The organism is Pseudomonas sp. LBUM1662 (genome assembly GCF_059695915.1).
The window spans coordinates 6,665,621-6,690,720 of sequence record NZ_CP166793.1 but is presented as its reverse complement, the minus strand read 5'-3'; the positions used below and the strand labels follow the sequence as shown (position 1 = coordinate 6,690,720).

Here is a 25,100-nt window from a genome sequence, read left to right as displayed (position 1 = left end):
CCATTACCTCCTTCAGTAAACATCGACCATGCTGCAGAACATTCCCACTCACGTCATTGCCGGCCCGTTGGGTGCCGGCAAGACCAGCCTGATCAAGAACCTGCTGACACAGCGGCCGATCGGTGAGCGCTGGGCGGTGCTGATCAACGAGTTCGGCCAGATCGGCCTCGATGCAGCGCTGCTGACCCAGGACGCCGATGGTATCGCACTGGGGGAAGTGGCCGGGGGCTGTTTGTGTTGCGTGAACGGTGCGCCGTTTCAGATCGGCCTCGGGCGGTTGCTGCGCAAGGCGCGGCCGGACCGGTTGTTCATCGAACCTTCCGGATTGGGCCACCCGGCGCAGTTGCTCAAGCAATTGAGTGAGGCGCCGTGGCAAGGTGTACTGGCGGTACAGCCTTGTGTATTGGTTCTGGATGCCCAGGCACTCGCCGCTGGCAAACCACTGCCCGAGGCGCAGCAGGAGGCGTTGAGCAGTGCCGGTTTGTTGGTGCTGAACAAGGCGGAAGGTCTCGATCTCAATGATCGCCAGCGAATCGCCGCGCAACTGCCTTCTCGTCCTTTGTACTGGACGCAGCAAGCGCTCTTGCCGTTGAGCAAATTACCGGGGCTTGGCGCTCGGGCGGTGGCGGGTGTGGATAACTTCGTCGTGCCCAAGGGATTGGCGCAGATGCCGGCCATCTGGACCGATCCGGTGCTGCCGATTTGCCTAAGTCAGGCGCAGGAGGGCGGTTGGAGCGTCGGCTGGCGTTGGCATCCGACGCAGACCTTCGATGTGGCGCGCGTCGGCCAGTGGCTTGAAAGCATTGCCTGGCGGCGGGCGAAGCTGGTTATCCACAGCGTCGACGGTTGGGTGTCGGCGAATGCGCTGGATAACTCGGAGCTGGAATGGCAGCCGAGCGAATGGCGCCAGGATTCGCGGATCGAGCTGATTTTCAGTGAGCAGCAGGATGTTGCTGTTCTGCAGAAAAGCTTGGCTGCGTGCCGGGTTTCATCAAGTTAGCGAGTTTTTGTGCTGCTTTTGAGGGCCTCTTCGCGAGCAAGCCCGCTCCCACACTGGAACGCATTTTACCTGTGGGAGCGGGCTTGCTCGCGAATCGATTTAACTGACGACATCAATCATCAAGGACGCCACTTGGTGTGTTCCTGCCGCCACTGGCTCAGCTCGATCACTTCAGCGCGAGGCTTCACCACGTCGACCACCGCAGGCGTGTCGTCGAACGGCATTGGGTAGGGCGCCAGTTCGATCTGCGCGCTGTGGGCGCCGAACTGGGTGATGGTGCCGTTGTGGCGGGTTTCGCCGGTCACGGTGAACTCGAAGTTATACACACGGGCCAGGCGCCGCCGGCCGTTGGCGTCTTTGATGAACGCGATCTTTTTCAGCGCCACGTTGCCGTCCAGCAGTTCGATGCCGAGCTTGGTGCAATGCAGCTTGACCCGTTCCAGCGCGCGCTCGCGCAAGCCGTGGTTGTGCCACAGCCACGCGCCGCCAGTGGCGAGCAGCATCAGCACGAAGATATTTCCGAGGGTCAGCATCAACAGGTTGCTCCAACAAGATAGTGCCAGCTTAACTGCGTCGCCGGTCTGTCGTACAGGCCGTGTTTCGTCGCATACTGCGCGGCTCGAATTTCAATCGTTTGACGGAAAACACACCGCATGAAACGTACCCCCCATCTGCTCGCCATCCAGTCCCACGTGGTGTTCGGCCACGCTGGCAACAGCGCCGCGGTTTTCCCGATGCAGCGGGTCGGGGTGAATGTCTGGCCGCTCAACACCGTGCAGTTCTCCAACCACACGCAATATGGCCAGTGGACCGGTGAAGTGCTGGCGCCGCACCAGATCCCCGATCTGGTCGAAGGGATCGCGGCGATTGGCGAGCTGGGCAATTGCGATGCGGTACTGTCCGGTTACCTGGGCAGTGCGGCGCAGGGCCGGGCGATCCTGACCGGCGTGGCGCGGATCAAGTCGATGAACCCCAAGGCGCTGTATTTGTGCGATCCGGTGATGGGCCATCCGGAGAAGGGCTGCAGCGTGCCGGCCGAAGTCAGCGATTTCCTGCTGGAAGAGGCCGCCTCGGTAGCGGACTTCATGTGCCCGAACCAGCTGGAGCTGGACAGCTTCTCGGGGCGCAAGCCGCAGTCGTTGTTCGATTGCCTGGCGATGGCCCGAGCGCTGCTGGCTCGCGGGCCGAAGGCTGTGTTGGTCAAGCATCTGGACTATCCCGGCAAGCCGGCGGATGGCTTCGAGATGCTGCTGGTGACGGCTGAAGGCAGTTGGCACCTGCGTCGTCCGCTGCTGGCGTTTCCGCGTCAACCGGTGGGCGTTGGCGACCTGACGTCGGGGCTGTTTCTGGCGCGTGTGCTGTTGGGCGACAGCCTGCTGGCGGCTTTCGAGTTCACGGCGGCGGCGGTGCATGAAGTGCTGCTGGAAACCCAGGCCTGTTCCAGCTATGAGCTGGAACTGGTGCGCGCTCAGGACCGGATTGCGCATCCGCGGGTGAAGTTCGAAGCGACTGCGATCAGCCTTTAAAAGCTTCGCGGGCAAGCCTCGCTCCTACAGGTTCGGGTCGTTTGTGTGATCAACCCGAACCTGTAGGAGCGAGGCTTGCCCGCGAAAGCGATCTAAAGCCCGAACACGTCAGGCATCACCCTTGATTTCCTGATACCGCTTTTCCAGTTCCTGCCGAATCTGCCGACGTTGCTGAGCCTGGATGAAGCGGCGCTTGTCTTCGCTGTTCTGCGGTTGCAGCGGCGGGACAGCGGCCGGTTTGCGGTCGTCATCCACCGCCACCATGGTGAAGAAGCAGCTGTTGGTGTGGCGCACCGAGCGCTCGCGAATGTTCTCGGTCACCACCTTGATGCCCACCTCCATGGAGGTGTTGCCGGTGTAGTTGACCGAGGCCAGGAAGGTCACCAGTTCGCCGACATGAATCGGTTCGCGGAAAATCACCTGGTCCACCGACAAGGTCACCACGTAGCGGCCGGCGTAACGGCTGGCGCAGGCGTAGGCCACTTCGTCGAGGTATTTGAGCAGGGTACCCCCGTGAACATTGCCAGAGAAGTTGGCCATGTCGGGGGTCATCAATACCGTCATCGACAGCTGGGCGTTTCCGGGTTCCATAGCGTTCTCACGGGTCAAGGCAGAATGGCGGAAGGGCGGCACCTCTGCGAGTGCCTGGTCGGTTTTTTTAAACCACAGTTATCGGGACGCCGGGCGGGTGGTCGCCGTCACGCCGGATCGATCTGTTTCCATATATTGCACCGCCTTTCTGGCGGAAGTCGCGGTGTTAACCTCCGAAAGTCCACCTCAAGGAGCCCCACACCATGCATGCCATCAGTTTTATTCAGGATCTGGCAGTGATCATGTTGGTCGCAGGTGTGGTGACCGTGCTGTTCCATCGCTTCAAACAGCCGGTGGTGCTGGGTTACATCGTCGCCGGCTTCATCATCGGCCCGCACACGCCGCCATTCGCCCTGATCCACGACGAAGACACCATCAAGACCCTCGCTGAACTCGGGGTGATTTTCCTGATGTTCTGCCTGGGCCTCGAGTTCAGCCTGCGCAAGCTGTTCAAGGTCGGTGCCACGGCGTTCATCGCGGCGTTCCTGGAAATCGTGCTGATGATCTGGATCGGCTACGAAATCGGCCAATGGTTCGACTGGAACACCATGGACTCCTTGTTCCTCGGCGCGATCCTGGCGATTTCCTCGACCACCATCATCGTCAAGGCGCTCAACGACCTGAAGATGAAGAACGAGCGCTTCGCCCAGCTGATTTTCGGAGTGCTGATCGTCGAGGACATCCTCGGCATCGGCATCATTGCCTTGCTGTCGAGCATCGCGGTCAGCGGCACCGTCAGTTCCGGCGAGGTGTTTTCCACGGTGGGCAAGCTCTCGCTGTTCATGATTGTTGCATTGGTCATCGGCATCTTGCTGGTGCCGCGATTACTGGCCTATGTGGCGAAGTTCGAGAGCAACGAAATGCTCCTGATCACCGTGCTGGGCCTGTGTTTCGGCTTTTGCCTGCTGGTGGTCAAACTCGAATACAGCATGGTCCTGGGCGCGTTCCTGATTGGGGCGATCATGGCCGAGTCGCGGCAATTGCTGAAGATCGAGCGCTTGATCGAGCCGGTTCGCGACCTGTTCAGTGCAATCTTCTTCGTGGCCATCGGCTTGATGCTCGATCCAATGATTCTGCTGCAATACGCCTGGCCGATCGCGGTCATCACCGTGGCCGTTGTCCTCGGCAAAATGCTTTCCTGTGGCCTCGGTGCCTTTATCGCCGGCAACGACGGACGAACCTCACTGCGTGTAGGGATGGGGCTTTCGCAGATTGGCGAATTTTCCTTCATCATCGCCGCGCTGGGCATGACGCTGCAGGTCACCAGCAACTTCCTGTACCCGGTCGCCGTAGCGGTCTCGGTGATCACCACGTTGCTGACGCCGTATCTGATCCGCGCCGCTGACCCGCTGTCGATCAAGCTTGCCGCCGTGATGCCGCAGCGGCTGGCTCGAGTGTTGGGAATGTACGGCGAGTGGCTGCGCAGCATCCAGCCTCAGGGCGAGGGCGCGTTGCTGGCGTCGATGATCCGGCGGATTCTGTTGCAGGTGGGGGTCAATCTGGCGTTGGTGATTGCGATCTTCTTTTCCGGCGCGTACTTCGCCGAACGTATGTCTGCTTACCTGCAAGACTGGATCAGTGATCCGAGCTGGCAGAAAGCGTTGATCTGGGGTGGGGCGTTGCTGTTGTCGCTGCCGTTCCTGATCGCCGCCTATCGCAAGCTCAAGGCGCTGTCGATGCTGTTGGCGGAGATGGGCGTGAAGCCGGAGATGGCGGGGCGCCACACGCAGCGAGTGCGCCGGGTGATCGCCGAAGTGATCCCGATCCTCTCGCTGCTGGTGATCTTCCTGCTGCTGGCAGCCTTGTCGGCCAGTATCTTGCCGACCAACAAGTTGCTGGTGCTGATCGTCGTGGTCGCTGCGGCGGTGGCGGCCGTGCTCTGGCGCTGGTTCATCCGCGTGCACACGCGGATGCAAGTGGCCTTGCTCGAAACGCTGGACAACCACAAGGAATCGTCCGGGCATTGACCACGCGGCGCTTCAGGCGGCTCAGCTTTCCAGCCAGACGTCCCGCGCCCAGTGCCACACCGATTCCCAGGTTTCTTCGGCAATCAGCTCTTCTTCGGCCTGCCACAGCACCACGGTGCCGTCTTCTTCAACGAGGTAGTAATCGTCGCCGTCCTGGCAGATCGGGATCATGCTGCGGTCGACGCCAGCGTCCCAGGCGTTGGCAGCAACGTCCGGCAGGTAGGTGTGCGATTGCGGGTCGGTGACGGTCACCGGCTCCAGGCTGCCGTAGACGACGTCGCTGACGGTCAGCAAAAACTCTCTGAAGACGAAGGGAATGTCGATGAACAGCTGTTCCTCGATTTCCACGATCTGGTCTTCGTCAGGCAACTCCAAGGGGACCGGTACCGGTTCGTTGGCTTCACGCAGTTGTTCGATGATTTCTTCCACGTCCGGGATCCTCTTGCTTGGTGGCGCGGTTTATATGGGGCGGTTTATACAGTAGCTCGCTATAGATGTAACCGTGAAATAGAAAAACCCCGGCAAGCCGGGGTTTTCATTACAGCATGCTAGGTTCTGTCTGGAACGTGCCTGCGCGTCGATCATACTGCGTTAAAAACAAGCTCGGATTGCTCATTGACTAACGTCAACTCCGCTTCCTCGCTTGTTTTTGCCTTGTCTGATCTTAGCTCGGCACCTTCCAAACAGAACCGGGCGGTTATCAGCCGTTCTGGCGGATACCGGCCACCAGCCAAGGCTGGTTTTCGCCCTGCGGACGTTCCATGTTCCAGCTTTCGCTGAACACTTCGCCCTGGTCGAAACGCGAAGTCTTCGACACGCCGGTGAAGGTCAGGGTAGCGATGGTCTTGTCGGCACGATCATCCACGCCGTCCAGTTGAACATTGAGGTTATCAATGTAGGTGGACTGGAAACCTTCGCCCAGATCGGCACGTTCGCGCTTGAGGAACTCCAGCAGTTGCGGGGTCACGAACTCGGCGATCTTGTCCATTTCGTTGGCGTCCCAGTGTTGCTGCAGGGACTGGAAGTGGTTGCGGGCCGCTTCAATGAAGTTCTGTTCATTGAACCAGGCCGGGGCATTGATTACCGGACGAGCGGCAGCAGGTGCTGCCGAACCGCCGAAGATCGAACCCATGCCTGCTGGCTTCTGCTCGAACACTTCACGCTGCATCGGCGCGCCGGCTGGAGCCAGATGCTCCTGCTGCTTGCGACGACGAGCGGCGATGAAACGGAAGACCAGGAAGGCAATCACGGCCATGATCAGGATGTCGAAGATCTGCATGCCCTGGAAGCCGCCGCCCATGAACATGGAGGCCAGCAGGCCACCGGCAGCGATGCCGGCCAGAGGGCCGAGCCAGCGCGAAGCACCGCCGGCCTTGGCGGCAGCGCCAGCGGCACCGGCCGCGCCCGCAGTGGCGGCAGCGCCGCCAGCGGCAGAAGAAGGAGCCATTTGGCTGGTCTGGTGAGTCGGCGCAGCGCCGGAGCTCTTGCCGCCACCAAAGCGCTTGGCGTTGGCGTCGAGGCTCATCGTCAGGCCGATGCACAACGCCATGGCGATGCTAAGAAAACGTTTCATAAAGGGAATTCCCATTTGTGGATGGCACGCGCGCCATGTTGCACAGCTGAAGTGTTACTGGCTAGCGGCAGAGTGTTTCGGGCTTTTGCCTGACAGGTTGCGTTCAGCTTCGGTCAGCGCAATAGGGCCTGTTAACTTTGGTCTGTAGGGCGAGGAGATAAGTTCTGTAGGAATAGGCCGCAGAGGGCATAGCGCAGATCAAATTGTGGGAGATTCTATGTTGCAGGGGAACCCTGCTGCCTCAAATTCGGCTGGTATTCGCTCTGGTTTTTCATGAGCGCGAATGCCACCCGGCACAGCTTGCGAGCGAGGATGACCAGGGCTTGGGTTTTGGCCAGGCCTCTGGCCAGATAGGATTCATAGAACGGTTTCCAGGTGAGAGACCTGCAAGCCGCCATTGCCGCGTTGTGAGCCAGACGCCGTAACTCTGTATCGCCTTTTTTGCTCAGGCGACGGGGGCTGTTCTTTTTCCCGGAGTCTTTGGGCCTCAAGTCCATTCCCAAAAAGGCAATGAACGCATCGCCGCTGGCGAAGTGGCCGCGCATGAAAGCGGTCGCCAAGCCGATAGCCGTCAGATCACCAATCCCCTCAATGGCTTTGCAGCGCTTGATGTTTTCGGTAATGCCGGCCCTTTTACTGACTTTGAACAGTAACTTCTGAATGGCCTGTTCAGATTGTTTGAGGGACTTCAACAGCCGGGCCAGCTCATCGTTCAAGAGCAGTTCGCTCGACCAGCTCAGCGTGAGACTCACACGCAAGTTGACCAGTTCTGCGCGTCGATGCAGCAGACTTTTCAACACCTTGTAGTCCTGCGGAGGTGGACTCCAGACGCGCAGCCGCTGCTGTTCACTGCTCAGGTAACGCGCCAGAAGGCGCGCGTCACAAGGGTCGGTTTTCGCCCGCTGGCCAATGCTTTCGCGGTAATGGCTCAGCCGATAAGCATCCACCACGTAAACCCGGTGCCCCATTTCATGGGCCAGTTCAACCGTGTCCAAGTGGTAAATGCTGGTGGCTTCCAGGGCAATTGAGCTTTGCGCAGGCAGCATTTTGAGCCAACGGCCAAGAGCCTCACGGTCGTTGTTGATGTGTTGAGTGGTTTTCAGGTCTTCGCGGTAAGCCACGATTTCGGCCTTGGCCACATCGATACCAATCACCGTTGGTGAAGTAAGGATTGTCATGACGAATCCTCGGAGCTAGGGTTTAGGTGCTTGTCGGGGTTTACCCTTGCGCTGGCTTGCCTCTATCGTCGGTTGTACCGATGAATTCCTTATCGGCGCTTTGGGTAGAAAGGGCGGGACGAGAAGTCTCCCACGGTCCGTACTGGCAAGAGTCGGAATCGAGCTTTTAGTCCCGCCCACCCCTTCAAGTCTAAACATACAAGCGAGCTTGCTCGCGATGAACGATGACGCGGTATTCCTGATACACCGCGGCGGCGCTATCGCGAGCAAGCTCGCTCCCACATTGAATCATTGGAGGGCTTTAGATCGCTTCCAGCTTTGCGTAACCCAGCATCAGCCACTTGCTGCCTTCGCTGAAGTTCACCTGCACCCGGGCCTGGGCACCGGCGCCCTCAAAGTTGAGGATCACGCCGTCGCCAAACACCGAATGCCGTACGGCCTGACCGAGGCTGAACCCGGTGTCCGGAATCTCGCTGCCGCCAAACAGGCTGCTGGAGCTTTGCTGCTGACCGCCGCCGAACGGACGGCTGACGCTGTTGGACAGTCGCACTTCCTGGATCAGGCCTTTTGGCACTTCACGTACGAAACGCGACACCTTGTTGTACGTCTCGCTGCCGTACAGGCGTCGGGTTTCCGCGTAGGTCATCACCAGGTTCTGCATCGCCCGAGTGATGCCGACGTAGGCCAGACGGCGCTCCTCTTCAAGACGCCCCGGTTCTTCGAGGCTCATCTTGTGCGGAAACAGGCCTTCTTCCATGCCCACGAGGAACACGTAAGGGAATTCCAGGCCCTTGGCGCTGTGCAAGGTCATCAGCTGAATGCTGTCTTCGTGCTCGTCGGCCTGAGTGTCCCCGGCCTCCAGCGACGCATGACCGAGGAATGCCGCCAATGGCGTCAGGTCTTCGTCTTCTTCAGCGTTTTCGAAGTTGCGCGCGGCGCTGACCAGTTCCTCAAGGTTTTCTACCCGGGCCTGGCCTTTCTCGCCTTTTTCCGCTTCGTGGTAGGCAATCAGCCCCGACTGCTCGATGACCGTCTGGGTCATCAGGTGCAACGGCATTTCCATGCATTTGGCAGCGAGGTTCTCGATCAGCTCGATAAACGCGCCGAGCGCGCCCGCTGCGCGACCGGTCAGGCCTTTATTGGCGACCAGCAAGCGCATCGCTTCCCACATCGACACATCGCTGTGGCGCGCATGGTCGCGAATCGCTTCGACGGTTTTCTCACCGATACCGCGAGCCGGAACGTTAATCACCCGCTCCAGCGCCGCATCGTTACCGCGACCTTCCAGCAAACGCAGGTAGGCCATGGCGTTCTTGATTTCCGCGCGTTCGAAGAAGCGCTGACCGCCATAGATGCGGTACGGAATCCGCTCGCGCAACAAGGCTTCTTCCAAAACGCGCGATTGGGCGTTGGAGCGGTACAAAATCGCGATATCGCTGCGGGCCAAGCCGGTTTTCAGCGCGCTTTCGATGGTTTCCACCACATAGCGTGCTTCATCGTGTTCATTGAACGCGGCGTACAGATTGATCGCTTCGCCTTCGCCGCCATCAGTCCACAGCTCTTTACCCATGCGCCCGGTGTTGTTGGCGATCAGGGCGTTGGCAGCTTTGAGGATGCCGGCGGTGGAGCGGTAGTTCTGCTCCAGACGAATGGTCTCGGCATCCGGGAAGTCGTCGGAATACTGATAAATGTTTTCGATTTTCGCGCCGCGCCAGCCGTAGATCGACTGGTCGTCGTCGCCCACTACCATCAGGCTGTCGCCGCCCTTGGCCAGCAGACGCAACCAGGCGTACTGCACGGCGTTGGTGTCCTGGAACTCGTCCACCAGAATGTGCCGGAAGCGCTTCTGGTAATGAGCCAGCAGGCCCGGATGATCGCGCCACAGGTCGAGGGCCCGCAGCAGCAATTCGGAGAAGTCGATCACGCCGGCGCGCAGGCAAGCGGCCTCGTAGGCCTCATAAATGCTGCGCATGGTCGCCAGGAACAGGTCGCCGCTGGCTTGAATGTGTTGCGGACGCAGACCTTCGTCTTTCTGTCCGTTGATGAACCACTGGGCCTGACGGGCCGGCCAGCGCTGCTCGTCCAGCCCCAGCTCGCGGATCACCCGCTTGACCAGCCGTTGCTGGTCGTCGCTGTCGAGAATCTGGAAGGTCTGGCTCAGGCCGGCTTCCTGCCAGTGCGCCCGCAACAAGCGGTGCGCCAGGCCGTGGAAGGTGCCGACCCACATGCCGGCCGGGTTGAGGCCCATCAACTGCTCGATGCGATGACGCATCTCGGCAGCGGCCTTATTGGTGAAGGTCACCGACAGGATCGAGTGGGGCGAGGCGTTCTCGACCTGGATCAACCAGGCGATACGGTGCACCAGCACTCGGGTTTTACCGGAACCAGCACCGGCCAGGACCAACTGACGACCCACGCGGGCAGCTACGGCCTGGCGTTGGGCATCGTTGAGGGAGTTCAGCAGAAGGGAGAGATCATCGCGCATCGGGGCATTCTAGGGTGCGCCGTCACACCGGGCAAACCGAGCTTTGCATTAGCCGATGAAAGAAGCACGAATGACGACCGGTCAGTCACTGGCTGCAAGCGTTGACGGGGCTCGCTCGAAGGGTTTTCAGGGGGTGGCGGGGGCCTGAAATTTTGTCGATTTTATGATCCGGGGCAGTTTGGTAAGGGCATTGGCTTGTGTATGCTCCGTCCACGTTTCGGGCTCATGCTCATCATTATAAGAACAAGAACATTGCCTATGACCCTCAGCTCCGACCTGTCGGGCCCCTCTGTGGAGCCTCGGGTTATCCGTAAACAGTACGCCATGGAAATGGCGGTCGAGCGCACGCGCCTGCTTTACCAGGGCTCGTTGCTGCCTACGCTGTTCATGCTGATCAACGGCCTGGTCTGTGCCGGATTGCTCTGGAGTCCACAGCGCTACTTCATCGTCAGCGTCTGGCTGATCTGGCTTTTATCGCTGGTGGCCTTGCGGGTGATTCAAGTCGCGGCTTTCGATTCGGCCATTCCCAACCGCCAGGCCCATCCGGTCTGGCGTCGCATGTTCCTGTTGGGCTCTGCCATGACGGGCCTGACCCTGGCCGGTGCCGGTATCGCCCTGGTCCCCGCTGACAATTTCATGCAACAGGCCTGGGTGTTTGGCCTGATCGGCGCTGCAGCCTTGTCGGCCAGCGTCGCCTACGCGGTCAGCCTGCCGGCGTTCCTGTCCTTTACCTTGCCCTGCCTGTTGCCGGCCATTACCTATCTATTCTGGGGCGGCGATCAACAAGGCCAGGGTTGGGGCTGGTTCGGGCTGATTCTGTTGGGGGCGTTGAGCGTGGTGGCCTGGCAGGTCAATCGGCTGATCGACAGCGGCTTGCTGCGGCGCTTTCAGAATCAGGCCCTGATCGAACACTTGCAGCAGGCGCAAAGTTGCAGCGACCAGCTCAATCACGAATTGGCCAAAGAGATCGATCACCGCCGCTGCGCCGAAGACAAATTGCGTGAAGCTCAGGTCGAGCTGGAAAACCGTGTCGCCCAACGCAGCCTTGAACTGGACGCGGCCAACCAGGCCCTGAGCAAGAGCGAAGCGCGGCTGGCGCTGGCGTTGAAGGCCAGTGAGCTCGGTCTGTGGGACTGGAACCTGCAAACCGACGAAGTCCATCACACCCAGCTTCAAGAGTTGTTCGGCCTGGAGCCGGAATTCGTGACCGCGATGCTCAGTCACCTCAAACCGCGCCTTCACCCCGAAGACTTGCCGTCGTTGCGCCGTGCCCTGGTCGAGCATTTGAAGGGCCGCAGCGAGGATTACCAGATTGAATACCGCGTGCGGCATGGCGACGGCCACTGGGTCTGGATCGAGGACCGTGGCCGAGCGGTCGAGCGCAGTGAAAATGGCCGGGTGATCCGCATGGTCGGCACCCGCCGCGACATCAGCGCGAGCAAGGGCCAGGAAGAACAGCGCCAACTCGCGGCGACGGTGTTCGAGGCGGCCAGCGAAGGCATCGTGATTTTCGACCCGAATTACGCGCTGATCGCGGTCAATCAGGCGTTCAGCCGCGTCACCGGCTACGACATTGAAGACATGCTTGGGCGCAACGTCGTCGAGTTGCCGTGCAGCCGCGATGCGCGCCGGCACTATGGCGCGATTCATCATGCGCTGGAACAGCACGGCACCTGGCAGGGCGAGCTGGTGGAAACCCGCAAGAACGGCGAGCTCTATCCACAGTGGCTGCAACTGAACGCTGTGCGAGATGCTCGGGGAAAGGTAAGCCATATTGTCGGCTTCTTCGCCGATCTGTCGGCGCGACGTGAATCCGAAGAGCGCATGCGCTACCTGACCCATTACGACGAACTCACCGGCCTGGCTAACCGTTCACTGTTCCGCGAACGGCTGCGCGAGGCTCATCAGCGAGTGCGTCAGGGCGGGCGTCGCAGCCTGGCGCTGCTGCATATCAACCTGGATCGTTTCAAGCTGCTCAACGACAGCCTTGGCCATGAGGTCGCGGACCAGTTACTGCAGAAGATGGCCCGGCGGCTGGTCAACGCGTTGCCCGAGGCAGACACCATTGCGCGGCTTTCCGGTGACGAATTTGCGGTGATATTCGACGCCTACGGCAACCTGTCGAGCCTGGCCCGAGTGGCGACCCGATTGTCGACCAAATTGCGTTTGCCGATCACCGTCGATGGCCATGAGCTGGTGGTCAGCGCCTCCATGGGCATCAGCATGTTGCCGGACACCGCCCGGGAAATTTCCGCGTTGGTCAGCCAGTCGAACATTGCCATGCAACATGCCAAGCACTTGGGCGGCAACAATTTCCAGTTCTACACCGAGAGCTTGCAGGCCAGCACCCTTGAGCGATTGCAGCTTGAAAATCAGCTGCGCAAAGCCATCGATGAAAAGCAGCTGCAAGTCTATTACCAACCCAAACTCTGCCTCGCCACGGGGCGATTGAATGCCGCGGAAGCCCTAGTGCGTTGGGATCATCCGACCATGGGCAGCGTGCCGCCGGGGAGTTTTATCGGTCTGGCCGAGGAAACCGGCTTGATCGGTCCGATCGGCGAGTTCGTGTTGCGCCAGGCTTGCTGGCAGGCCTGCGAATGGCAGCGGCAAGGGCTTGAGCCGATTCGCGTGTCGGTCAATTTGTCGGTGCATCAATTGCGCCAGGGCAAATTGGTCAGCCTGGTGCGGCAGGTGCTGGAAGAAACCGGCCTGGCGCCGCACTACCTGGAACTCGAACTCACTGAAAGCCAGTTGCTGGACAGCGTCGAGCACATCATCGCGACGTTCCAGCAGCTGCGGGATATTGGCGTGAAGCTGGCGATCGATGACTTCGGCACGGGTTATTCGTCCCTGAGCTACCTCAAGCGCATTCCGGTGGATTACGTGAAGATCGATCAGGCGTTTATTCGCGGCCTGGGGCAGGGCAGTGAGGACGCGGCAATCACCCGGGCGATCATCGCCATGGCGCATGGCTTGTCGCTGAAAGTGGTGGCTGAGGGTGTGGAGCGGGCAGAGCAGCTGGAATTCTTGAAGGCCGAGCGTTGCGATGAGGTGCAAGGTTATCTGGTCAGTCGGCCGGTCGAAGCCGATGGCCTGGCTGCGCTTTTACGTGAGGACGCAAAACCCTTGTAAGTGCTACATGGAGCGCATGTGGCGTGGAATGGGGACATCGAGTTACGCATTGAGCAGGCAAAAAGCCGATTCATGTAGTATAACTACAAGCTTGCTACATCTCCGGCACCTGCCAATAACAAAGAGTCCAGCCCTTTGAATCTGCTGCAACACATCGCCCAGTCACGCCACCTCTTACGCAAGTCGGAGCTCAAGGTCGCCGACCACGTGCTGCTTGATCCGGCGGCGGTGATGCACAGCTCCATGGCCGACCTGGCCCACAGCGTGGGCATCAGTGAGCCGACCATCGTGCGCTTCTGCCGCGCCATCGGTTGTTCCGGTTTCCAGGACTTGAAGCTGAAGCTGGCGCAGAGCCTGGCGGCAGGCGCGAGTTTTGGCCAGTTTGCGATCCATGAAGACGATTCGGTCGCCGACTACAGCCTGAAAATCTTCGACACCACCCTGCACACCTTGATGGAAGTTCGCGAGAAGCTCGATCCGGTTGAGTTGCAGCGAGCCGTGTCGCTGATGTCCCAGGCTCAGCGCGTCGAGTTCTATGGCTTTGGTGCATCGGGTGCGGTGGCGGCGGATGCCCAGCACAAGTTCTTCCGTTTGCTGCTGACGGCAGCGGCCTATTCCGACCCGCACATGCAGGCGATGTCGGCGGTCACCTTGAAACCGACCGATGTGGCGATCTGTATTTCCCAGTCCGGGCGTTCCAAGGATTTGTTGATCACGGCCAACCTGGTGCGTGAGAGCGGCGCTTCGCTGATCACCCTGTGCCCGAGCCAGACGCCATTGGCCGAATTGTCGACCGTCAACCTGGCGATCGATGTGCATGAAGACACTGAAATCTACACCCCGCTGACTTCGCGTATCGCTCACCTGGTGGTGATCGACGTGTTGGCGATGGGCGTGGCCATGGCGCGCGGGCCGAGCCTGGTCAACCACCTCAAGAGCGTCAAGCGCAGCCTGCGCAGTTTGCGGCTGTCGCCAAAATCGGTGAAAGCGCTGGATGATTGATCCTGCGGAAGGTCGTTCCGACCTTCATTCGCGAGCAAGCCCGCTCCCACATTGGAATGCATTTCAAATGTAGGAGCGGGCTTGCTCACGAAGGCGTCTTCAGCTTCGCTACATCCTTGGGTAATGTTCACATCCCTGTAACCCACTCGCCGCCAAACCGTCATCCCCCGCGCCTATCTTGAAACTCCGTAATCGCCTTGGGAGACTCGAAATGGCCCAGCCCTACGAAGAACGCAACAGCGCCGTCAAAACCCGCCGTCAGCAGGAAGATCAGCGCCGCATGGAATTTCGCCGCGCCATCGAAGACCGCTGCGAGCGCCGCCAGCTGCTGGCCGAAATCGGTGACTTTCCCGAGCTGGAACTCAACTACTGGCAGGCTGCTCCCGCAACTTCCCGTCGAAACGCTCAACCAGGGCGCTGATCTGCACGCGTTCGCTGCGGATAAACGCAAGGAACGCGTGGGCCACCGGCGACAGCCGTTTGGCCTTGGCCTGCACCAGGCACCAACTGCGAAACAGCGGCAGCTCCTCGACCGGTAACTCGATCAAGCCGCCGGTCGCCAACTCAAGGTTCAGGGCGTGGCGCGTCAACAGCGCGACGCCCAGACCCGCCAGCACACATTCACGCTGGGCTTCAGCCGATGAAACCTCCTGCGTCTGGTTGAAGTGCACGCGTTTTTCCTTGAAATACTCTTCGCACGCCAATCGCGTTCCCGAGCCGGGTTCGCGCAGCAACAACGTGTACGGCTCAAGGTCTTGCAGGCGCAGCGGCCCCATGTGACACAGCGGATGATCCGGCGGTGCCACCGCGACGATCGGGTTATTGAGGAACGGCAGAAACTCCAGCCCCATGTCCTGCGGCACCATGGACATGATCACCAAATCGTCGCGGTTGTCGGAGAGGCGCCGAATCACCTGCCCCCGGTTGACCACCGTCAGTTGCAGATTCACTTCCGGATGTTGGCGCTTGAACGCGGCAAACAGATGCGGCACGAAATACTTGGCGCTGGATTCCACCGCCAGTTTCAGCTGGCCCTGCAGCGATCCCTGCATGTCCGAAAGCTGCATGTCGAGGTTTTCCAGGCGCCCGAAAATGTCCCGGCTGGCACGCTGTAGTGCTTCGGCGGCCTCCGTCATGTAGAGTTTTTTGCCGACGTAATCGAACAATGGCTGACCAATCAGCTCCTCGAGTTGACGAATCTGTAGGCTGACGGCCGGTTGTGTGAGAGACATTTCGTCGGCTGCGCGGCTGTACGACCGCAAATCACAAACCTCGTTGAAGATCTGCAATTGACGCAATGTCATACGCATCAATGACTTACGCATTATCTAGAAGCTCCCGCCCCAGGCTGATGAATCAACTATAAGTCTTTACTTATGGCTAACCCAATTATTAATCATTTTTGTTAATCCCTTGCGGGGGCTAGTGTGGGGCTGCGACTAAATTGAAACATTTGGTCACGCGTCGACCTGGTCTAGCAGGTCGTGGGTACCACCGGCTCAAGGGAACCTCCAAGTGATAAAAAAGATCCTGATCGCCAACCGTGGTGAGATTGCCGTACGAATCGTGCGTGCCTGCGCCGAGATGGGCATTCGCTCGGTCGCGATCTATTCCGACGCCGACCGCCATGCCCTGCATGTGAAACGCGCGGACGAGGCCCATAGCATCGGTGCCGAGCCACTGGCCGGTTACCTGAATGCACGCAAGCTGGTGAATCTGGCCGTGGAAACCGGTTGTGATGCGTTGCATCCCGGCTACGGTTTCCTCTCGGAAAACGCCGAGCTGGCAGACATCTGCGCGGAACGCGGCATCAAATTCATTGGTCCATCGGCTGAAGTCATTCGCCGCATGGGCGACAAGACCGAAGCGCGCCGCAGCATGATCAAGGCGGGCGTGCCGGTCACGCCAGGCACCGAAGGCAACGTCGCGGACATCGCCGAAGCTTTGGTCGAAGGCGATCGCATCGGTTATCCGGTGATGCTCAAGGCGACTTCTGGTGGTGGCGGCCGTGGCATCCGTCGCTGCGACAGCCGTGAAGAACTCGAACAAGCCTTCCCGCGGGTCATCTCCGAAGCCACCAAGGCGTTCGGTTCGGCGGAAGTGTTCCTGGAAAAATGCATCGTCAATCCGAAACACATCGAAGCGCAGATCCTCGGCGACAGCTTTGGCAACGTCGTGCACCTGTTCGAGCGTGACTGCTCGATCCAGCGCCGCAACCAGAAGCTCATCGAAATCGCCCCGAGCCCGCAACTGACCCCGGAACAGCGCGCCTACATCGGCGACCTGTCGGTGCGTGCGGCCAAGGCTGTGGGTTACGAGAACGCCGGCACCGTGGAGTTCCTGCTCGCCGAGGGCGAGGTGTACTTCATGGAGATGAACACCCGGGTGCAGGTGGAACACACCATCACCGAAGAAATTACCGGCATCGACATCGTGCGTGAGCAGATCCGCATCGCGTCCGGCTTGCCACTTTCGGTGAAACAGGAAGACATCCAGCACCGCGGTTTCGCGCTGCAATTCCGGATCAACGCCGAAGACCCGAAAAACAACTTCCTGCCGAGCTTCGGCAAGATCACCCGTTACTACGCGCCCGGCGGCCCCGGCGTGCGCACCGACACGGCGATCTACACCGGCTACACCATTCCGCCGTTCTACGACTCCATGTGCCTGAAACTGGTGGTGTGGGCGTTGACCTGGGAAGAAGCGATGGACCGTGGCTTGCGCGCCCTCGACGACATGCGTCTGCAAGGGGTCAAGACCACCGCCGCGTACTACCAGGAAATCCTGCGTAACCCGGAATTCCGTAGCGGCCAGTTCAACACCAGCTTCGTTGAAAGCCACCCTGAACTGACTAACTACTCGATCAAGCGCAAACCCGAAGAGCTGGCCCTGGCCATCGCCGCCGCCATCGCCGCCCACGCAGGCCTGTGAGGAATAGAACAATGAGCAACTCTCTACCTACAAAGCGTATCCACGTAACCGACACGATCCTGCGCGACGCCCACCAATCGCTGCTCGCGACCCGCATGCGCACCGAAGACATGCTGCCAATCTGCGACAAGCTCGACAAAGTCGGCTACTGGTCGCTGGAATGCTGGGGCGGCGCGACCTTCGACGCCTGCGTACGCTTTCTGAAAGAAGACCCGTGGGAGCGTCTGCGTCAGCTGCGCGCCGCGTTGCCTAACACACGCCTGCAAATGCTCCTGCGTGGCCAGAACCTGCTGGGCTACCGCCACTACAGCGACGACGTGGTCAGAGCGTTCGTCGCCAAGGCAGCGGTCAACGGCATCGACGTGTTCCGTATCTTCGATGCGATGAACGACGTGCGTAACCTGCGCGTGGCCATCGAAGCGGTGAAAGCGGCGGGCAAACACGCTCAAGGCACCATCGCCTACACCACCAGCCCGGTGCACACCATCGATGCGTTCGTGGCCCAGGCCAAACAAATGGAAGCCATGGGTTGCGACTCGGTGGCGATCAAGGACATGGCCGGCCTGCTGACCCCGTACGCCACTGGCGAACTGGTCAAGGCGTTGAAATCCGAGCAGTCGCTGCCGGTCTTCATCCACTCCCACGACACCGCTGGCCTGGCCACGATGTGCCAACTCAAGGCCATCGAAAACGGTGCCGATCACATCGACACCGCGATCTCCAGTTTCGCCTCGGGCACCAGCCATCCTGGCACCGAGTCGATGGTTGCCGCCCTTAAAGGCAGCGAGTACGACACCGGCCTGAACCTGGAACTGCTGCAAGAGATCGGCCTGTACTTCTACGCCGTGCGCAAAAAGTATCACCAGTTCGAAAGCGAATTCACCGCCGTCGACACCCGCGTGCAAGTCAACCAGGTACCGGGCGGGATGATTTCCAACCTGGCCAACCAGTTGAAAGAGCAGGGCGCCTTGAATCGCATGGCGGAAGTACTGGCCGAAATCCCGCGGGTTCGTGAAGACCTCGGCTTCCCCCCGCTGGTGACCCCGACCTCGCAAATCGTCGGCACCCAGGCGTTCTTCAACGTGCTGGCCGGCGAGCGCTACAAGACCATCACCAACGAAGTGAAGCTCTACCTGCAAGGCGGCTACGGCAAAGCGCCGGGCACCGTGAACGAAAAACTGCGTCGCCAGGCGATCGGCAGCGAAGAAGTCATCGACGTGCGTCCGGCCGACCTGCTCAAGCCGGAAATGACCAAACTGCGTGCCGAAATCGGCGCCGTGGCCAAGTCTGAAGAGGACGTGCTGACCTACGCCATGTTCCCGGACATCGGCCGCAAATTCCTCGAAGAACGCGCTGCCGGCACCCTGACCCCAGAAGTGCTGCTGCCGATTCCTGAGGCGGGCGGCGTGGCCTCGGCCGGTGGCGAAGGCGTGCCGACCGAGTTCGTCATCGACGTCCACGGTGAAACCTACCGCGTCGACATCACCGGTGTCGGCGTGAAGGCGGAAGGCAAGCGTCACTTCTACCTGTCCATCGACGGCATGCCGGAAGAAGTGGTGTTCGAACCGCTCAACGAATTCGTCAGCGGCGGCAGCAGCAAACGCAAGCAAGCCTCGGCTCCGGGTCACGTCAGCACCACCATGCCGGGCAACATTGTCGACGTGCTGGTCAAGGAAGGCGACACCGTGAAAGCAGGGCAAGCCGTGCTGATCACCGAAGCGATGAAGATGGAAACCGAAGTCCAGGCTGCCATCGCCGGCAAAGTCACCGCCATCCATGTGGCCAAGGGCGACCGGGTGAACCCGGGCGAAATCCTGATCGAGATCGAAGGCTGAGTTAACAGCCTCGATACAACGCTTTAAACCTCGGGGGGGCATGTGCTCCCCTTTTTTTTGTCCGCAGTTTCGCATTGGAAAATGTGGGAGTGAGCCGGCTCACCCCCATAGGGACTGCGGGGAATCAGTGATTGATCAGAACGCCATCCGCCATTGCCCCGTCACGCCATGATTGCGGCTGTCAGTGCCGATCTCGCCGTTAAGGCCGACACCCAACGTATGTTTCGCCGACAAGCCAAGGTCCAGTCCTGCATCCACCAGCAGACTGTCACGGTCCAGCGGCGCACCGGAAACGGTGAAGTTTTTCCCACCCGTTACCAGTCGTTGACGGGTATCGCTGTAGATCTCTCCATACGTGTGTTTCCAGCCGGCACTGAACCGAGGCGTCAGTTGCATGCCGTTATCCAGCGTGTTGATCTTCGCCAGTCGCAGGCCGAACGTGCTGTTGAGGTTGTTTTGAGTTTGACCGTGGACTTTCAACGCTGCAGCGCCACCTTTTTCGGTGTAGCCGTCGCGCTGATAGCGTTGATAGCCAACGCTGGCAAACGGTTCGATGCTGACATTGGCCCGCCCCAGGTTGTAACCCACTTCCGCGAAGGCCTGCTGGGTGCTGGCGTCGTAGCGGCCTTCGGGACGATCGCTGAAACCGTTAAAGGCAACCCGACGTTTAGTGCTGCCGTCGTGATTGCTGTAAGTCGCGCCCAGGCGCAACGCCATGGGGCCGTTCTGGCGCAGGGCATAAGCGCCCAAGTGCCAGCTATCGAGGTTGCCATCGAGTTCACGGCTGTCCAGGCGAGTGTCAGACTTGCCGCCCATCACACCCAAACGCCAATCCTCATCAACGCGCCAATCTGCGCCCAGAACGAGGCCTTTGGTCGACGTTTGCAGCGCGTCGTGATCGCGGTCCAGCGTTCCGCCATGACCCAAGGCTTGCAGCCAGACTCTGCCGTTTTCTTCGTTGCCGGCGGCGAGGCGTGGGGCACCTTTCTGATTGCCAAAACCGGCTGCGCTGTCCACTTGGCGCATGGCCGAAAGCAGGGTGGCGCTGACCGGGCTGTCACTGTTCAGCGTTGCCTTGGCGAGGTTGGCGTTGCTATCACCGGTCAGTTGTTCGAGGGCGTAAGTGGCTGTGGCTTTATCGGTGGAGAGCAGGGCGGTGACGGCAGCATTGGTCTCGCTCGTTTTAGCCGCTGGCTCTTCCACGCTTCGACCAAACTCACGAGCATTGTCGTTTGCGGCAAAACTCTCGATCGGCACTCCATTGCGAGCGTAGTTAAGGACCACATCAGTCTTGGTGTAAGACAGTGTCGGTGTCATGTACGCCAGATTGCTGGTGACTCGGCCGAACTCGCCTTCCACCAAGCCAGCTTTGAGCACGGTGTAATCGCTGCTGTCGGGATAGTCGCCCGGCCGTGCAGCAACCTCCAGTGAGGCATCCTCCAGCGCTGCAATACCCTCGACCATGATGGTGGGAGATTTGCCGGTAGCCGTTACGGCGTAGGATAGTGTGGCGTCCCGAGCGAACGTCAGGTCTCCTCTGATATGTGGGGCACCGAGGGACTCACTTACCAGCAATGCACCTTCTACGTAAAGATCGCGGACCTCGCCTTGACCGCCGTAGCGACCACCTTCGTAAACAATGGCATCGCCTGCGATACTGCCCATGTTGAACAGCGTTGCGCCGTCCAGCACCTCGGCCCCGCGGTTGAAGTCGCCTTTACCCGTCAAGGACCAAGCTCCTTGCGCTACTCGCAACCCGAAAAAGTTACTGGTTTTGTCGAGTGTGCCGCCATCGGGGGAGTCGAGCAGTATTACGTTTTTCCCGCCACCCCCCTGGATTTCCCCAGCAAAACTGACACCGTGGTTAACGATAAACAGGTCATCTCCCTCCCCCAGTTTCAGCAAGACGCCGTCGATGTTTTCGTACTGCTCTGCTGCAAGGATGCGCGTGGTGCTATCGGCATTCGCGAAGTTGTCGAACGTGATCGGTAAATCATCCTCAACCGTTTCGACCGCGTCGTCAGCGGGCTCGGGGAATTCGTAAGGATGTGCCGCCGAATCCAATGGTTTCGCAGTAGCCGTAAACGGTGAGGGGGGGCTCACTGTCTCTTCTGACGTAACCGGACTGGCTTCGCCAGCGTGTTGCATCGGGTCAACGGAATTCTCCGTTGCGAGCCGAGCATCAGTGGCCGGCCTGGGGGAGGTGCTTTCCTCTGCTGGTTCAGGAAAGTCGTAAAGATGGGCTGCAAGATCTACAGGTTCCGGAGCAGGCGGAACAGATGGCAATTGAGTCATCGGTTCTTGTGGCTTTAGCGAAGCGGGTTTGACGGCATGTTCCATCGGGCCAATGAAAGTTTTGATCGCGAAAAGATCATCTCTTTTTGGCCAAGCGGCTACTCGAACTTTCTTGGCGGGTGCTTCGATCGCGGCATCAACCTCTGCTTGTTGAGCCATCGATATATCGATGCAGCCAAGAGAGAGGGTAATTGCCAGGGCGAGTTGGTGCGGGCGATGAATGAAAGGTGTGGGCATTGAATTCGACCTCGTTTTTCTGAAGGTCGAACTCTAGGAGGGAGCTCTGGTGCTTGAATGCCGGGCGTTTCCGGCATTTTTGCAGGGTCTTGGACATTCGGTTGTAGCAAAAATCCCGTTCCGAAGCTTACGTGTGCATTGGCCTTCACGCGGTGGGATTTTTGCCTACAACCTTTCAGGTTTAACCTGTTTTTTATAGATCAAAAACTCATCTGCCACTGCCCAATCACCCCATGATTGCGGCTGTTGCTCCCGATCTCCCCGCTGTAACCCACTCCCACCGAATGCCGCGCCGAAATCCCCAGATCCAGTCCGGCTTCCAGCACCAAACTGTCGCGATCCAGCGAACTGCCATCGACACTGAATGACGTTCCGCCGACCACAAACGCCTGGCGCGTCGAGTTGCTGACATCGCCATACGTGTGCTTCCAGCCGGCGGTCATGCGTGGCGTCAGGCTCATGCCGTTCTCCAGTGAATTCAGGTGTGCCAGGCGCAGGCCGAAGGTGCTGCTGAAGTTGTCCTGGGTTTGTTCATCGACCTGCAACGCTGCGGCGCCCCCTTTTTCCTGGTAGCTGTTGCGGTGATAACGCTGGTAGCCGAGGCTGGCAAAGGGTTCGGCGCTGAGGCGACCGCTGCCCATCGCGTACCCTAGCTCGGCGAAGGCCTGTTGGCTGTCCGCGTCGTAATCGCCTGTCGCTCGGTCGCTGAAACCGTTGAAGGCGACGGTGCGTTTGCTTTCGCCTTGATGGCCGCTGTACGCGGCGCCGAGACGCAAAGCGAAGGGGCCGCTTTGGCGCAGGGCGTAAACGCCGGCGTGCCAGCTCTCGACGTTGCCATCGACTCCCGTGGCATCCAGATCGGTTTTCGAATAGCCGCCGAGAACTCCCAATCGCCATTGCGGATCGAGCGCCCAATCAGCTCCGAGTACGCTGCCTTTGGTGCGCTGTTCCAGACCGCTGCTGCCATGCTCGCCATCGAGCTTGCCGTAGCCGCCGATGGCTTGCAGCCAGAGTCGGCCTTGGGCGTTCGGGTCGTTGAGGTTGCGCGCTTCGGACGGGACGCCGGTGGCGGCGAGTACCGGGGTATCGCGCTGATCCAGGCCAACCAGCAAGCCTGAACCGCCCCCCATTTGTTGCATCGCCGACAGCATGCTGCCGCCGATCTGGCTGCTGGCGCCGAGGGTGGCGCTGGTCAGGTTGGCGTTGCTGGCGCCGGCGAGTTGCTCGATCGCAATGCCGGCCGTGGCGCTGGTGGTGTTGAGCAGTGCGTTGTAGAGCGCGTTGTTTTTGCCCATCGAGGCCAGGCTGTTGGCAGCGCTGCTGCCGTTGCCGGTGACCGCGAATTCGTTGAACGCGACATCGTTGCGCGTGTAGGTCAGGTCGACCTGGGTCGGGGTGTACGCGAGGGTCGGCGTGAGGAACGCATAGTCGCTGGTGACTTTGCCGAAGGTGCCGTTGACGCTCGCCGCTTGCAGCACCGTGTATTGGCTTTGCCACGGATAGGTGCCGCTACCGGGTTTCACCGCCAGGGTGGCTCCGTTCAGGTTGGCCACGCCGCCGACCTTGACCGGCGCGCTGCTGCCATCGGCATTGACGCCGTAGGCCAGGGTGGAACCGCTGCCCATGGTCAAGTCGTGAAGAATCGTCGCGGTACCGAGTTGAGTGTTGGTCCGTAAAGTCCCGTTGACCCGCAAGTTGCCGACCGAACCACCGCCGGCATACACACCGCCCGCGTCGACGGTCAGGCTGCCGGCGATGCCGCCCTGGTTGATCAGCGTCGCGCTGGTGCGCACCGCGCCGCCATCGCTGAAATCACCGCTGCCGGTCAGCGTCCAGGCACCTTGCTTGACCTCCAGCCATTCGAAGTTGCGACTCGCGCCGAAGCTGCCGCCCGCCGCATCGTCCATCACCACGCGATCGTTACCGCTGCCGCCGTCGACCACACCGACGAAGCGACTGCCGTTGCGCAATGTCAGGCTGTCGTTGCCGCCGCCCAGGTCCAGCGCCAGGCCGTTGCTGCCGCTGATGGTGCCGCCGTTGATTACGCTGTCGGCGAACTCACCGACGAACTTCACACCGAACCCGTCGAGGCCCTGAATGGTGCCGAAGTTTTCCAGCGTGGTCGCCGCCACGCCCGAACCGCCGCTGCCATCGTCCACCAAAATGGCACTGTTGGCGCCGCTGATCAGTGCGTCTTTGGCGTTCAACACATAGCCGCCGCCCAGCGCGATGCCTTCACTGCCGTTGGCGAAACCACCCTTGTCGACACCGCCCGCGCCGACACCCTGAATGGTGCCGTAGTTTTCGATGTGGGCGAGCTTGTCGATGTCCACGCCATCGCCGTCGCCATTGGCTTGCAGGCCCGAATAAGCGCCGGTAATCGTGCCGTGGTTAATCACCGTGCCGTCGCCATCGGAGCCAAAACCCGAACCGTTGCGACCGGTGATTTGGCCGAAGTTGGTCAGTGTCGCGCCGAGGTCGGTGGTGATGCCGTGGCGGCCGCCGGAAATGCTGCCGTAGTTGGTCACCGTCACACCGGTCGCGGTGTCGATGTCAATACCGTCGAACTTGTCGTCGGCGGTTCGAGAGTCGCCGGTAGAGATCTCGCCATAGTTGGTGATCGTCGCGTTGGCGCCAGTCTTCATGCCATCGCTGGCGTCCCCGCGAATCAATCCGCCCGCGCGGTTGATGATCGTCGTTTTGACCCCGGCACTGCGCAGCGCATCCAGGTCCAGCCCTTGGCCGGTGGTGGAGCGGACGGTGCCGCTGTTATCGATCAACAGACTGCCGCTGGCAAAGTTGCTGTCGATGCGCAGGGCGTCGTTGAAACCGAGGATCTGCCCGCCGGCACGGTTATAAATGCTGTAGTTGCGCGCCTGGGTCAGGTCGCCGCTGCTGTCGATCGCCCGGCCGCCAGTCGAGATGATCTTGCCCGCGTTATCGATCACCACACCGATGCCGCTGGTGCTGTCTTTCAGGCTCACCGTCTTGCCAGCGTTGGTGATGCTGCCCGGCGCGGAAATCGTCAGCGTGTCGGCGCCGCCGAGGGTTTGCGCGGTGGTGATCGGCGTGTTGATTTGCACATTTTTCACCGGTGCAGCGTGGGCGCCGGTGCTGATCAATAACGCGATGCTGAATGCCAGGCGCTGGGGAGAGAAGGGCATGTGAGACGGCCTTTTTGTTATAAGCGGGTCGTCTTGTATAGCTGAGGGTTTTTACAAAATGATGTCCGTGCATCACCTGTATCTGCATTATTTTGCATATTCCAACTGCCAACAGTTCTCTATCTGCATTTTAATGCGGTCAAGCGAGTGCCTAGGGCATCACAAATGCACTATATTGCACGCA

General features: G+C 60.1%; 18 protein-coding genes. 9 read left to right on the top strand and 9 right to left on the bottom strand.

The genetic code is table 11. The features are described 5' to 3' along the window. The first annotated feature begins 28 nt into the window (after nucleotides 1–28). The gene (locus tag ACA049_RS30500) at nucleotides 29–1,000 is read left to right on the top strand and encodes a CobW family GTP-binding protein (RefSeq protein ID WP_497332059.1); all 972 of its coding nucleotides are present in this window, start codon (nucleotides 29–31) and stop codon (nucleotides 998–1,000) included. A gap of 119 nt (nucleotides 1,001–1,119) precedes the next feature. On the opposite strand, the gene ACA049_RS30495 is transcribed toward ACA049_RS30500, so the two are convergent. Next, nucleotides 1,120–1,533 (bottom strand): DUF3301 domain-containing protein, encoded by a 414-nt coding sequence (locus tag ACA049_RS30495; protein ID WP_497332057.1) that lies wholly within the window; start codon nucleotides 1,531–1,533, stop codon nucleotides 1,120–1,122. A gap of 120 nt (nucleotides 1,534–1,653) precedes the next feature. Here ACA049_RS30495 and pdxY point away from each other — a divergent pair, with 120 nt between their 5' ends. Beyond that, a complete protein-coding gene (pdxY, locus tag ACA049_RS30490) occupies nucleotides 1,654–2,526 on the top strand; it encodes a pyridoxal kinase PdxY (protein ID WP_497332055.1) in 873 nt (290 codons plus the stop codon). A 108-nt stretch (nucleotides 2,527–2,634) separates the two neighbouring features. Here pdxY and ACA049_RS30485 read toward each other — a convergent pair whose 3' ends face one another. Further along, nucleotides 2,635–3,117, bottom strand: coding sequence for an acyl-CoA thioesterase (locus ACA049_RS30485; protein ID WP_219094686.1), 483 nt, complete (start codon nucleotides 3,115–3,117; stop codon nucleotides 2,635–2,637). 203 nt (nucleotides 3,118–3,320) lie between these two features. Between ACA049_RS30485 and ACA049_RS30480 the strand changes: the two genes are divergently transcribed. Then, nucleotides 3,321–5,084: a cation:proton antiporter gene (locus ACA049_RS30480; RefSeq protein ID WP_497332053.1), complete on the top strand. Its 1,764-nt coding sequence runs from the start codon at nucleotides 3,321–3,323 to the stop codon at nucleotides 5,082–5,084. Between the two features lie 21 nt (nucleotides 5,085–5,105). Here the strand turns inward: ACA049_RS30480 and ACA049_RS30475 are convergent, their stop codons facing one another. The 4 genes from ACA049_RS30475 to uvrD form a co-directional block, all read right to left on the bottom strand. Next, nucleotides 5,106–5,513 (bottom strand): SMI1/KNR4 family protein, encoded by a 408-nt coding sequence (locus ACA049_RS30475; protein WP_007943369.1) that lies wholly within the window; start codon nucleotides 5,511–5,513, stop codon nucleotides 5,106–5,108. 271 nt (nucleotides 5,514–5,784) lie between these two features. Beyond that, nucleotides 5,785–6,657, bottom strand: coding sequence for a Tim44 domain-containing protein (locus ACA049_RS30470; RefSeq protein WP_497332051.1), 873 nt, complete (start codon nucleotides 6,655–6,657; stop codon nucleotides 5,785–5,787). Nucleotides 6,658–6,872: 215 nt separating this feature from the next. After that, the gene (locus tag ACA049_RS30465) at nucleotides 6,873–7,835 is read right to left on the bottom strand and encodes an IS110 family transposase (protein ID WP_497331004.1); all 963 of its coding nucleotides are present in this window, start codon (nucleotides 7,833–7,835) and stop codon (nucleotides 6,873–6,875) included. Between the two features lie 301 nt (nucleotides 7,836–8,136). Then, nucleotides 8,137–10,320 carry a DNA helicase II gene (gene uvrD / locus ACA049_RS30460; RefSeq protein ID WP_497332049.1) on the bottom strand — a complete coding sequence of 728 codons (2,184 nt, stop codon included), beginning with the start codon at nucleotides 10,318–10,320 and terminating at the stop codon, nucleotides 8,137–8,139. A gap of 258 nt (nucleotides 10,321–10,578) precedes the next feature. Here uvrD and ACA049_RS30455 point away from each other — a divergent pair, with 258 nt between their 5' ends. From ACA049_RS30455 to ACA049_RS30445, 3 genes are all read left to right on the top strand, one after another. Next, nucleotides 10,579–13,452 (top strand): putative bifunctional diguanylate cyclase/phosphodiesterase, encoded by a 2,874-nt coding sequence (locus tag ACA049_RS30455; protein ID WP_497332048.1) that lies wholly within the window; start codon nucleotides 10,579–10,581, stop codon nucleotides 13,450–13,452. Nucleotides 13,453–13,587: 135 nt separating this feature from the next. After that, nucleotides 13,588–14,454: a transcriptional regulator HexR gene (hexR, locus tag ACA049_RS30450; protein WP_008027445.1), complete on the top strand. Its 867-nt coding sequence runs from the start codon at nucleotides 13,588–13,590 to the stop codon at nucleotides 14,452–14,454. A 211-nt stretch (nucleotides 14,455–14,665) separates the two neighbouring features. Beyond that, nucleotides 14,666–14,875, top strand: a complete 210-nt coding sequence (locus tag ACA049_RS30445) for a PA3496 family putative envelope integrity protein (protein ID WP_008030742.1) — start codon at nucleotides 14,666–14,668, stop codon at nucleotides 14,873–14,875. Here ACA049_RS30445 and ACA049_RS30440 read toward each other — a convergent pair. Next, nucleotides 14,817–15,779: a LysR family transcriptional regulator gene (locus ACA049_RS30440; protein WP_392892790.1), complete on the bottom strand. Its 963-nt coding sequence runs from the start codon at nucleotides 15,777–15,779 to the stop codon at nucleotides 14,817–14,819. The genes ACA049_RS30445 and ACA049_RS30440 overlap by 59 nt on opposite strands. A 190-nt stretch (nucleotides 15,780–15,969) precedes the next feature. On the opposite strand from ACA049_RS30440, the gene ACA049_RS30435 reads away from it, so the two are divergent. Then, complete coding sequence (locus ACA049_RS30435; protein ID WP_046030798.1) at nucleotides 15,970–17,385, top strand: acetyl-CoA carboxylase biotin carboxylase subunit; 1,416 nt, start codon at nucleotides 15,970–15,972, stop codon at nucleotides 17,383–17,385. An 11-nt stretch (nucleotides 17,386–17,396) separates the two neighbouring features. Next, a complete protein-coding gene (oadA, locus tag ACA049_RS30430; RefSeq protein ID WP_497332045.1) occupies nucleotides 17,397–19,220 on the top strand; it encodes a sodium-extruding oxaloacetate decarboxylase subunit alpha in 1,824 nt (607 codons plus the stop codon). A gap of 135 nt (nucleotides 19,221–19,355) precedes the next feature. On the opposite strand, the gene ACA049_RS30425 is transcribed toward oadA, so the two are convergent. Beyond that, complete coding sequence (locus ACA049_RS30425; protein ID WP_497332043.1) at nucleotides 19,356–20,948, bottom strand: autotransporter outer membrane beta-barrel domain-containing protein; 1,593 nt, start codon at nucleotides 20,946–20,948, stop codon at nucleotides 19,356–19,358. 12 nt (nucleotides 20,949–20,960) lie between these two features. Between ACA049_RS30425 and ACA049_RS30420 the strand changes: the two genes are divergently transcribed. Beyond that, the gene (locus ACA049_RS30420; protein WP_497332041.1) at nucleotides 20,961–21,212 is read left to right on the top strand and encodes a hypothetical protein; all 252 of its coding nucleotides are present in this window, start codon (nucleotides 20,961–20,963) and stop codon (nucleotides 21,210–21,212) included. Nucleotides 21,213–21,952: 740 nt separating this feature from the next. On the opposite strand, the gene ACA049_RS30415 is transcribed toward ACA049_RS30420, so the two are convergent. Then, nucleotides 21,953–24,916, bottom strand: a complete 2,964-nt coding sequence (locus ACA049_RS30415) for an autotransporter outer membrane beta-barrel domain-containing protein (RefSeq protein ID WP_497332039.1) — start codon at nucleotides 24,914–24,916, stop codon at nucleotides 21,953–21,955. Nucleotides 24,917–25,100: the final 184 nt, after the last annotated feature.